The 9984-nt window shown below is 52.2% G+C and carries 9 protein-coding genes; 2 read left to right on the top strand and 7 right to left on the bottom strand.

The features are described 5' to 3' along the window. Positions 1-30 precede the first annotated feature (30 nt). The 4 genes from glmM to rlmE form a co-directional block, all read right to left on the bottom strand. Positions 31-1368, bottom strand: a complete 1338-nt coding sequence (gene glmM, locus FDW87_RS05310) for a phosphoglucosamine mutase (RefSeq protein ID WP_047413953.1) — start codon at positions 1366-1368, stop codon at positions 31-33. Beyond that, positions 1361-2209 (bottom strand): dihydropteroate synthase, encoded by an 849-nt coding sequence (folP, locus tag FDW87_RS05305; RefSeq protein WP_047413952.1) that lies wholly within the window; start codon positions 2207-2209, stop codon positions 1361-1363. Before folP ends, glmM begins: the two co-directional genes overlap by 8 nt. Before the next feature lie 98 nt (positions 2210-2307). Then, positions 2308-4242 carry an ATP-dependent zinc metalloprotease FtsH gene (gene ftsH, locus FDW87_RS05300; protein ID WP_019077783.1) on the bottom strand — a complete coding sequence of 645 codons (1935 nt, stop codon included), beginning with the start codon at positions 4240-4242 and terminating at the stop codon, positions 2308-2310. 99 nt (positions 4243-4341) lie between these two features. Beyond that, a complete protein-coding gene (rlmE, locus tag FDW87_RS05295) occupies positions 4342-4971 on the bottom strand; it encodes a 23S rRNA (uridine(2552)-2'-O)-methyltransferase RlmE (protein WP_003025015.1) in 630 nt (209 codons plus the stop codon). Positions 4972-5096: 125 nt separating this feature from the next. Between rlmE and yhbY the strand changes: the two genes are divergently transcribed. Beyond that, a complete protein-coding gene (yhbY, locus tag FDW87_RS05290; RefSeq protein WP_003025016.1) occupies positions 5097-5390 on the top strand; it encodes a ribosome assembly RNA-binding protein YhbY in 294 nt (97 codons plus the stop codon). A 153-nt stretch (positions 5391-5543) separates the two neighbouring features. On the opposite strand, the gene greA is transcribed toward yhbY, so the two are convergent. Then, positions 5544-6020 carry a transcription elongation factor GreA gene (gene greA, locus FDW87_RS05280; RefSeq protein WP_016154674.1) on the bottom strand — a complete coding sequence of 159 codons (477 nt, stop codon included), beginning with the start codon at positions 6018-6020 and terminating at the stop codon, positions 5544-5546. Positions 6021-6268: 248 nt separating this feature from the next. On the opposite strand from greA, the gene dacB reads away from it, so the two are divergent. Beyond that, positions 6269-7702 carry a serine-type D-Ala-D-Ala carboxypeptidase gene (dacB, locus tag FDW87_RS05275; protein WP_046276011.1) on the top strand — a complete coding sequence of 478 codons (1434 nt, stop codon included), beginning with the start codon at positions 6269-6271 and terminating at the stop codon, positions 7700-7702. Between the two features lie 95 nt (positions 7703-7797). Here the strand turns inward: dacB and cgtA are convergent, their stop codons facing one another. After that, positions 7798-8970, bottom strand: coding sequence for an Obg family GTPase CgtA (gene cgtA / locus FDW87_RS05270; RefSeq protein ID WP_016154676.1), 1173 nt, complete (start codon positions 8968-8970; stop codon positions 7798-7800). A gap of 15 nt (positions 8971-8985) precedes the next feature. After that, positions 8986-9951: a DMT family transporter gene (locus FDW87_RS05265; RefSeq protein ID WP_016154677.1), complete on the bottom strand. Its 966-nt coding sequence runs from the start codon at positions 9949-9951 to the stop codon at positions 8986-8988. Positions 9952-9984: the final 33 nt, after the last annotated feature.

Here is a 9984-nt window from a genome sequence, read left to right as displayed (position 1 = left end):
CCAGACTCCGGTTTTCACTGTCTTTAGTGATTACACCGCTTTGACGGCATCGGCAATACGGTGAGCGAATTCAGTCACCTGCGCTTCATCTTCACCTTCAACCATCACGCGAATTAACGGTTCAGTACCTGACTTACGCAGCAGAACACGTCCGCGATTGCCCAGTGCAGCTTCAACTTCAGCCATCACCGCTTTCACGTTTTCATGTTCCAGCGGATCGCCGCTACCTGCGGTGTAACGTACGTTAACCAGCAGTTGCGGGAACATTTTCATGCCGCTGCACAGGTCGTGCAAACTCATATGGTTGCGTACCATCGCCGCCAGTACCTGCAGGCCCGCCACGATACCGTCACCGGTGGTGGTTTTGTCCAGCAGGATCACATGGCCTGAGTTTTCAGCACCGATACGCCAGCCTTTTTCCTGCATTTTTTCCAGTACGTAGCGGTCGCCGACTTTCGCACGGGCAAACGGAATACCCAACTGTTTCAGCGCCAGCTCGAGGCCCATATTGCTCATCAGCGTGCCTACCGCACCACCGCGCAGTTGCCCCTGACGCAGGGCTTCACGGGCAATGATGTACATGATCTGATCGCCATCGACCTTATTGCCTTCGTGGTCAACCATAATGACGCGGTCGCCGTCACCATCCAGCGCAATACCCAGATCGGCTTTTTCCGCCATCACGCGCGCCTGCAGGGCACGGACGTCGGTAGCGCCGACTTCTTCATTGATATTCACACCGTTTGGCTCACAGCCAATAGCAATCACGTTTGCGCCCAGCTCACGCAGTACATTTGGCGCAATGTGGTACGTCGCACCATTAGCGCAATCCACCACAATTTTAAGCTCACTCAGACTCAATTCATTCGGGAAGGTGCCTTTGCAAAACTCGATATAACGACCGGCAGCATCAACGATACGGGTAGCTTTACCCAGGTCAGCCGAGTCCACGCAGGTGATCGCTTTTTCCATTTCGGCTTCGATAGCTTCTTCAACCGCATCCGGCAGTTTGGTCCCATCGATGGAGAAGAATTTAATCCCGTTGTCATAGTACGGGTTGTGCGAAGCGGAGATAACAATCCCGGCTTCAGCACGGAAGGCGCGCGTCAGATACGCAATGGCGGGTGTTGGCATTGGGCCCGTGAAAGAAGCCGACAGTCCGGCGGCAGCCAGACCCGCTTCCAGTGCGGACTCCAGCATATAGCCAGAAATACGCGTATCTTTGCCGATAATAATTTTACGTGAACCATGACGTGCCAGCACTTTTCCTGCAGCCCAACCCAGTTTGAGCACAAAGTCAGGGGTAATTGGGGCGTCGCCTACGCGACCACGGATCCCATCGGTGCCAAAATATTTACGATTACTCATAGCGTTTATTTTCCTTTGCAGACAATGTGGCTTCCACCACACGCATCGCTTCTACGGTTTCTTTGACGTCATGGACACGAACGATATGCGCCCCCTGCATTGCCGCAATGACCGCGCACGCAAGGCTCCCGCTCAGGCGTTCGGATGGCCCCACATTCAACAACTGGCCAACCATTGATTTTCGTGACATTCCAACCAGCAATGGCAGATTAAAATGATGAAACTCAGCCAAACGTGCCAGTAATGTGTAGTTGTGAGTGAGATTTTTACCGAATCCGAACCCGGGGTCGAGCAACAATTTATCTTTTGTGATTCCAGCCCGCTCGCAGCGTGCTATTTGTTCAACAAAGTAACGATTTACATCAGCAAAAACATCCTCGTACTTTGGTGCTTCCTGCATGGTTTTCGGCTGACCCTGCATATGCATCAGACAAACCGGTAATCCGGTTTCTGCTGCGGCTTCCAGTGCCCCTGGCTCCGAGAGTGAGCGAATGTCATTAATGATATGTGCGCCGACTCTGGCGCACTCGCGAATCACTTCTGCTTTTGAAGTATCGACCGAAATCCACACTTCAAAACGTTGAGCAATCGCCTCCACCACCGGGATCACTCGCTGCAACTCTTCTTCCACGCTCACATCGGCCGCGCCTGGACGTGTGGATTCACCACCCACATCAATGATAGTCGCCCCGGCGTTAATCATCAGGTTTGCGTGTTTTACCGCCTCAACCAGAGAGTTGTGCGCACCACCATCGGAAAAGGAATCTGGCGTGACGTTCAAAATCCCCATGACGTGCGGATGGCTGAGATCCAGTGAAGACCCCTGAGCAAAGAGTTTCATAGTTTTATCCCTGATAACATCTTGAATATACAAATAAGAAAAACCCCGGGGCAAGCCCCAGGGTTTTAAATTAAAACACGGTCATCATCAACGATAACTTATTTGTCGCCCAGTTGCTCTGACATGGTGCCAGAGTCCGGCGCACGCGGTTCATCAACCGGACGCGGCGCACTCGGCTTGCCGGTGCTGCCAGAGTTGTTGTTAGAAGAACCCGGTTCTTCCCAACCCGCTGGCGGACGTACCTCGCGGCGAGCCATCAGATCATCAATCTGCGGCGCATCGATGGTCTCATATTTCATGAGCGCATCTTTCATCGAGTGCAGAATGTCCATGTTTTCGTTCAGCAGACGACGCGCACGGTCATAGTTACGCTCAATCAGCAGTTTAACTTCCTGATCGATAATACGAGCCGTTTCATCGGACATATGTTTAGCTTTCGCCACAGAACGTCCCAGGAACACTTCGCCTTCTTCTTCAGCGTACAGCAACGGACCGAGTTTCTCGGAGAAGCCCCACTGAGTAACCATGTTACGCGCCAGGTTAGTCGCGACTTTAATGTCGTTCGACGCACCGGTAGAAACATGTTCAACACCGTAGATGATCTCTTCGGCCAGACGACCGCCGTACAGCGTGGAGATCTGACTTTCCAGTTTCTGACGGCTGGCGCTGATAGCGTCGCCTTCAGGCAGGAAGAAGGTCACACCCAGCGCACGACCGCGCGGGATAATCGTCACTTTGTGCACCGGATCGTGTTCCGGTACCAGGCGACCGATAATCGCGTGGCCTGCTTCGTGATACGCGGTAGATTCTTTCTGCGCTTCCGTCATCACCATGGAGCGACGTTCCGCACCCATCATGATTTTGTCTTTCGCTTTCTCGAATTCAACCATCGATACAACACGCTTGTTGCCACGAGCTGCAAACAGTGCCGCTTCGTTGACCAGGTTCGCGAGATCTGCACCGGAGAAGCCAGGCGTACCACGTGCAATGATTGCCGCATCGATATCCGGAGACAGCGGTACGCGACGCATATGCACTTTCAGGATCTGTTCACGACCGCGGACATCCGGTAGACCAACCACAACCTGACGGTCGAAACGGCCTGGACGCAGCAGCGCAGGGTCAAGAACGTCCGGACGGTTAGTTGCCGCGATAACGATAATGCCTTCGTTACCTTCGAAGCCGTCCATCTCAACCAGCATCTGGTTCAGTGTCTGCTCACGTTCATCGTGACCACCGCCCAGACCTGCACCACGCTGGCGACCTACGGCGTCGATTTCATCGATGAAGATGATGCACGGTGCCGCTTTCTTGGCTTGTTCGAACATGTCACGCACACGAGATGCACCGACACCCACGAACATTTCCACGAAATCAGAACCGGAAATGGTGAAGAAAGGAACCTTCGCTTCACCTGCGATAGCTTTCGCCAGCAGGGTTTTACCCGTACCCGGAGGACCGACCATCAGGACGCCTTTCGGGATTTTACCGCCCAGCTTCTGGAAACGGCTCGGTTCGCGCAGATACTCAACCAGCTCAGCAACTTCTTCTTTTGCTTCGTCGCAACCAGCAACGTCCGCAAAAGTCGTTTTGATCTGATCTTCCGTCAGCATGCGCGCTTTGCTCTTGCCGAACGACATGGCACCTTTGCCACCACCGCCCTGCATTTGACGCATGAAGAAGATCCAGACACCAATCAGCAGCAACATTGGGAACCAGGAAATGAAGATAGAAGCCAGCAGGCTCGGCTCTTCAGGCGGTTCACCAACAACCTTGACGTTTTTGGTCAGCAGGTTATCAAGCAGCTTCGGATCGTTAACCGGAATGTAGGTCGTGTAACGGTTACTATCTTTCTTGGTAACGTTAATCTCACGTCCGTTGATCTTCGCTTCACGAACCTGGTCCTGATTGACCTCTTGCAGGAAGGTAGAGTAATCAACCTTACGGCCATTAGACTCGCTGGGCCCAAAGCTCTGGAATACTGACATCAGCACAACGGCAATGACCAGCCAGAGAATTAGGTTTTTCGCCATGTCACTCAAGGGATTAACCTCATATTACAACTGTGTTAAAAACAGCGTCAGGATACTCTATATCCAGTTTCTTTCAAACTTTCGTTTGAAATCTACCGGTTATGGTTTACGCCCGGTCGCTACAATATACACTTCACGCGAACGGGCGCGAGAAGAGTCCGGCTTACGAACTTTGACCTTCGTAAACAGGGAGCGAATCTCTCTTAGATACTCATCGAAGCCTTCGCCCTGGAACACCTTCACTACAAAACTACCACCTGGCGCTAATACATCACGAGCCATTCCAAGCGCCAGCTCTACCAGATACATGGCCCGGGGAATATCCACCGCCGGTGTTCCACACATATTTGGCGCCATATCAGACATGACAACTTGTACTTTACTGTCACCTACGCGCTCAAGTAACGCTTTCAGGACTAATTCATCACGAAAGTCGCCCTGAAGGAAGTCCACACCAACGATTGGATCCATAGGTAAAAGATCGCAAGCGATAATGCGGCCAGTGTTGCCGATCTGCGTAACCGCATATTGCGACCAGCCACCGGGTGCAGCACCGAGATCAACAATCGTCATCCCCGGTTTAAAAATTTTGTCACTTTGCTGTATTTCATCAAGTTTAAACCAGGCACGGGAACGTAACCCCTTTTTCTGCGCCTGCTGAACATATTTATCGCTAAAGTGTTCCTGAAGCCAGCGACTAGAGCTGGCAGAACGCTTTTTACCTGTCATTTCACATTCCCAAAGGGCAGTTCATCGTAACCAATGGTGTAAATTTCTACACAGCTATTTGGCGATATATGGGAGATGGCGGTAGAATGACCCGTTTTCAATCCCAACGTAAGCAAAAATATACGATGAATCTGAGTACTAAACAAAAACAGCACCTGAAAGGTCTGGCACATCCGCTCAAGCCTGTAGTTATGCTTGGCAACAATGGTTTGACCGAAGGGGTACTGGCCGAGATTGAACAAGCGTTAGAGCACCATGAACTTATCAAGGTGAAAATCGCCTCGGAAGATCGCGATACTAAAACCTTGATCGTGGAAGCTATCGTACGCGAAACCGGCGCCTGCAATGTACAGGTCATCGGTAAAACGCTGGTACTGTATCGCCCGACTAAAGAACGTAAAATCTCGCTGCCACGCTAAGAATATCCCAAAGTTGCACACGAAGTTTGTGTAAAACGCGGGATTTTCCGCTAGCAGGAGAGCAAAATGCCACGCTCTCTTCGTTGATAAAAGGCCGCTATGCGGCCTTTTTCCTTTCTTTACAATGTATCAACATCTTAACCAAGATGCGAATTACAGGTATTCTACCTTCGTTACTTCATATTCAACTTCACCGCCCGGCGTTTTAATAACCACCACGTCATCCTGCTCTTTACCAATCAGGCCACGAGCAATAGGCGAGTTCACCGAAATCAGGTTCTGTTTAAAATCGGCTTCATCATCGCCGACAATACGCCAGGTCTGCTCTTCGTCGTTATCGAGATTCAGCACGGTAACCGTCGCGCCGAAAACTACGCGACCATTGTTCGGCATTTTTGTGACGTCGATAACCTGCGCGTTGGACAGTTTGGCTTCGATATCTTTAATGCGCCCTTCGCAGAAACCCTGCTGTTCGCGCGCCGCGTGATACTCTGCATTTTCTTTCAGGTCGCCATGCTCGCGCGCATCTGCGATAGCGGCAATGATTTCAGGACGGCGCACCGATTTCAGAAAATCCAGTTCTTCGCGCAGTTTTTCAGCACCACGTAAGGTCATTGGGATAGCTTGCATTTGTTATACCTCTTGAACATTCCTGTAGGGGGCGGCTGCTCTCACCCCGGCTGCTAAGCCCACTCTGGCATACGCCATGCCAGAGTCAGAAGCAAAAAAATACCGACCCGGGGCTCAGGGTCCCAGGTCAGCTACAATTCTCTATTTGATGATCATTTTACCCTGGAGTTCCCTATGGGTCATCGTTTACTTTTTGGGGCGTTGCGCCGTAGTATGACGGCCTGTTTCCAGGTTGTTAGCGCGAGATTATGCGATTTTCCAGATTTACCATTGGATTGACTGCCAGTATAGCGTTCAGCGTTCAGGCTGCGAACGTCGACGAGTATATCAATCAGCTCCCTGCCGGGGCCAACCTCGCCCTTATGGTACAGAAGGTTGGCGCACCTGCTCCTGCTATTGATTACCATAGCCAGCAGATGGCGCTGCCGGCCAGTACCCAGAAAGTGATCACCGCGCTGGCGGCATTGATTCAGCTCGGGCCTGACTTTCGTTTTACCACCACGCTTGAGACTAAAGGCAACGTGGAAGGCGGCGTTTTGAAAGGTGACTTAGTGGCGCGATTTGGTGCCGATCCGACGCTAAAACGTCAGGATATTCGCAATATGGTGGCAACCCTGAAAAAATCAGGCGTGACGCAAATTGCTGGAAATGTCATGATCGACACCTCCATTTTCGCCAGCCATGATAAAGCGCCTGGTTGGCCCTGGAACGACATGACGCAGTGTTTTAGCGCACCGCCCGCGGCAGCCATTGTCGATCGTAACTGTTTCTCGGTTTCACTCTATAGCGCGCAAAAACCTAACGATCTCGCCTTTATCCGCGTGGCATCTTACTACCCGGTCACCATGTTCAGTCAGGTGCGTACTCTCGCTCGTGGCTCTGCCGAAGCGCAATATTGTGAACTGGACGTGGTTCCAGGCGATCTCAACCGCTTTACGTTGACCGGATGTCTGCCCCAACGAGCCGATCCGCTGCCGCTGGCATTCGCTATTCAGGACGGCGCCAGCTATGCCGGGGCGATTATCAAAGATGAGCTAAAACAAGCCGGTATCACTTACAGCGGGACTCTGCTGCGCCAGACGCTGGTCAACGAGCCGGGGACCGTGGTAGCCAGTAAGCAGTCGGCGCCGCTGCACGACCTGCTTAAGATTATGCTGAAAAAATCGGACAACATGATTGCCGATACCGTTTTCCGTATGATTGGCCATGCACGATTTAACGTGCCAGGTACCTGGCGAGCAGGTTCTGATGCCGTACGCCAGATTCTGCGTCAGCAAGCGGGTATTGATATCGGCAACACCATTATTGCCGACGGTTCTGGGCTCTCCCGCCATAACCTGATTGCCCCGGCGACCATGATGCAGGTGCTGCAATATATCGCTCAGCACGATAACGAGCTGAATTTTATCACCATGCTACCGCTGGCAGGCCATGACGGCTCTTTGCAATACCGTGCGGGTCTGCATCAGGCTGGCGTAGATGGCAAAGTATCGGCGAAGACAGGCTCACTGCAGGGGGTCTATAACCTGGCAGGCTTCATCACCACGGCAAGCGGTCAGCGCATGGCATTTGTGCAGTATCTGTCTGGTTATGCGGTAGAGCCAGCCGATCAGCGTAATCGCCGTATTCCACTGGTCCGCTTCGAGAGCCGGTTATACAAGGATATTTATCAGAATAACTGAGTATGTTTGCCAGATGGCAGCGCTAACGCACCTAATCCGGCCTTCTGAAACCTGGAAACAAAACCCCGGCAACATGGCCGGGGTTTTTAATGTGATTAACGCTTGTAGATGAACTCAACGCCTTCTTCGTCGTCTTCGTCCCAATCGTCATCCCAGTCATCTTCTGCTTCGTCTTCGACTTCAGCGAGCTGCTGGCGGTGATAATCATCCCACATGAACTCGACTTTCTCTGGCTGTTTCGCTTCTTCAGCCTGAACAATCGGGTTCTCGATGATAAATGTCATCACATCCCAGCAGAGATCCTTCACGCCCAACTGGCTGGCGGCGGAGATCAGGTAATATTTACCTTCCCAGCCTAACGCTTCGGCGATCGCTTTCGCTTTCTCTTCCGCTTCAGCCTTGTCCAGCAAATCAATTTTGTTGAACACTAACCAACGCGGTTTAGACGCCAGATCCTGGCTGTATTTTTCAAGCTCGCCAATAATGATACGGGCATTTTCAACCGGATCGGAACCGTCAATCGGATCGATATCAATGAGGTGTAGCAGTACGCGGCAGCGTTCCAGGTGTTTCAGGAAGCGGATACCCAAGCCTGCGCCTTCAGCCGCGCCTTCAATCAGACCCGGAATGTCGGCAACCACGAAGCTCTTTTCGTTGTCCATACGCACCACACCCAGGCTCGGAACCAGGGTGGTGAACGGATAGTCAGCGACTTTCGGCTTCGCCGCGGACACCGCACGGATAAACGTCGATTTACCGGCGTTTGGCATGCCCAGCATCCCCACGTCCGCCAGCAGCATCAGCTCCAGCATCAGATCGCGTTTATCGCCCGGTGTACCCATCGTTTTCTGACGCGGAGTACGGTTGACTGAGGATTTGAAACGGGTGTTGCCCAGACCGTGCCAGCCGCCTTTAGCGACCATCAGACGCTGACCGTGTTTGGTCATGTCGCCCATGGTTTCGCCCGTGCCCTGATCGATTACACGCGTACCTACAGGCACTTTAATCGTGACATCTTTACCACGCTTGCCGGTGCAATCACGGCTCGCGCCATTCTGTCCACGTTCCGCGCGGAATGATTTTTCAAAACGGTAATCGATCAGCGTGTTCAGGTTTTCGTCGGCTTCCAGCCAAACGTCACCACCATCACCACCGTCTCCACCGTCCGGACCGCCTTTTGGGATGTACTTTTCGCGGCGGAAGCTGACGCAACCATTACCGCCATCACCTGCAACGACCAGAATCGATGCTTCATCAACAAACTTCATTTTACTCTCCGTAAATCATTCGCCTGAGCGGGGCTGCGAAACCACCGTTTCATGCTTACGTAAACCGCCCCAAATTCGATGACCAATGGCGGAATACATCGCGCCCGCAACCACGATAAACGCACCGAGATAACCTAATAGGTTTAGCATCGGTCTGGCGAAGAAATCGGGCCAGGCCAGTGATAATAAATCTGAAAATAACAACGTAAACAGCGGAGTGAGCGTAATAATGGCGCTCACCTGTGCCGCCTGCCAACGCGCCATCGCTTCCGCGAGAGCACCGTATCCTACCAGCGTATTCAGGCCGCAGAATACAAGGCATGCCAGCTGCCAGTCACTGAGCTGCGTGATGACACCGGGTTTAGCCAACGGCAACAACGCAATCGTACATAAAGTGTACAGTAAAAACAGGATCTGCGGTGATGCCAGGCGGCGCAATAACACCTTTTGCGCGACCCCATAGCTCACCCAGACCATCGCCGCACCAACACCAAAGATAACGCCCCAGGTGTAATCGGTGAGTCGGGTAAAAATTTCGATCAGACTGGTATTAAAAAACAGAACCAGGCCGCTCAGAAGCATAATGGCGCCAATCACCTGCGTACCGCGCATCTTTTCTTTCAGGATAAAGACGCTGGCAATCATCATACCAACCGGTGACAGCTGACCGATAACCTGCGAAGCCGTTGGGCTCAAATATTGCAAGGATGAACTAAACAGAATGAAGTTACCGAACAACCCACCGGTAGCGATAGCCAACAGGATCAGCCAACGCGCTTTGCGAAAAATACGCAACGGAGGGAGCTTTTTTTTAACCGCAAGAATAGCGCCAAGGCCAATGCTTGCCATTAAAAAACGGTAGAACACCACGGTAGGAGGCTCCATCACCTCCAGCACTTGCTTCATCGCTATTGGCAAAGCGCCCCAACATACTGCCGTTGTGAGTGCTAACAGAATACCAATACCTGCCTGCTGCTTCATGCCGTATTCCCTGCAAGGGCTCGTTTCCGGGTT

This window comes from Citrobacter sp. wls826 (assembly GCF_005281245.1).
GTDB lineage: Bacteria > Pseudomonadota > Gammaproteobacteria > Enterobacterales > Enterobacteriaceae > Citrobacter > Citrobacter braakii.
The sequence above is the reverse complement of the archived record's forward strand: the minus strand, read 5'-3'. Positions and strand labels throughout refer to the sequence as shown.

Bases quoted from the DNA above. Each gene is read 5' to 3' on its own strand.
- glmM (WP_047413953.1), bottom strand. From the start codon at position 1,368: ATGAGTAATCGTAAATATTTTGGCACCGATGGGATCCGTGGTCGCGTA.
- folP (WP_047413952.1), bottom strand. From the start codon at position 2,209: ATGAAACTCTTTGCTCAGGGGTCTTCACTGGATCTCAGCCATCCGCAC.
- ftsH (WP_019077783.1), bottom strand. From the start codon at position 4,242: ATGGCGAAAAACCTAATTCTCTGGCTGGTCATTGCCGTTGTGCTGATG.
- rlmE (WP_003025015.1), bottom strand. From the start codon at position 4,971: ATGACAGGTAAAAAGCGTTCTGCCAGCTCTAGTCGCTGGCTTCAGGAA.
- yhbY (WP_003025016.1), top strand. From the start codon at position 5,097: ATGAATCTGAGTACTAAACAAAAACAGCACCTGAAAGGTCTGGCACAT.
- greA (WP_016154674.1), bottom strand. From the start codon at position 6,020: ATGCAAGCTATCCCAATGACCTTACGTGGTGCTGAAAAACTGCGCGAA.
- dacB (WP_046276011.1), top strand. From the start codon at position 6,269: ATGCGATTTTCCAGATTTACCATTGGATTGACTGCCAGTATAGCGTTC.
- cgtA (WP_016154676.1), bottom strand. From the start codon at position 8,970: ATGAAGTTTGTTGATGAAGCATCGATTCTGGTCGTTGCAGGTGATGGC.
- FDW87_RS05265 (WP_016154677.1), bottom strand. From the start codon at position 9,951: ATGAAGCAGCAGGCAGGTATTGGTATTCTGTTAGCACTCACAACGGCA.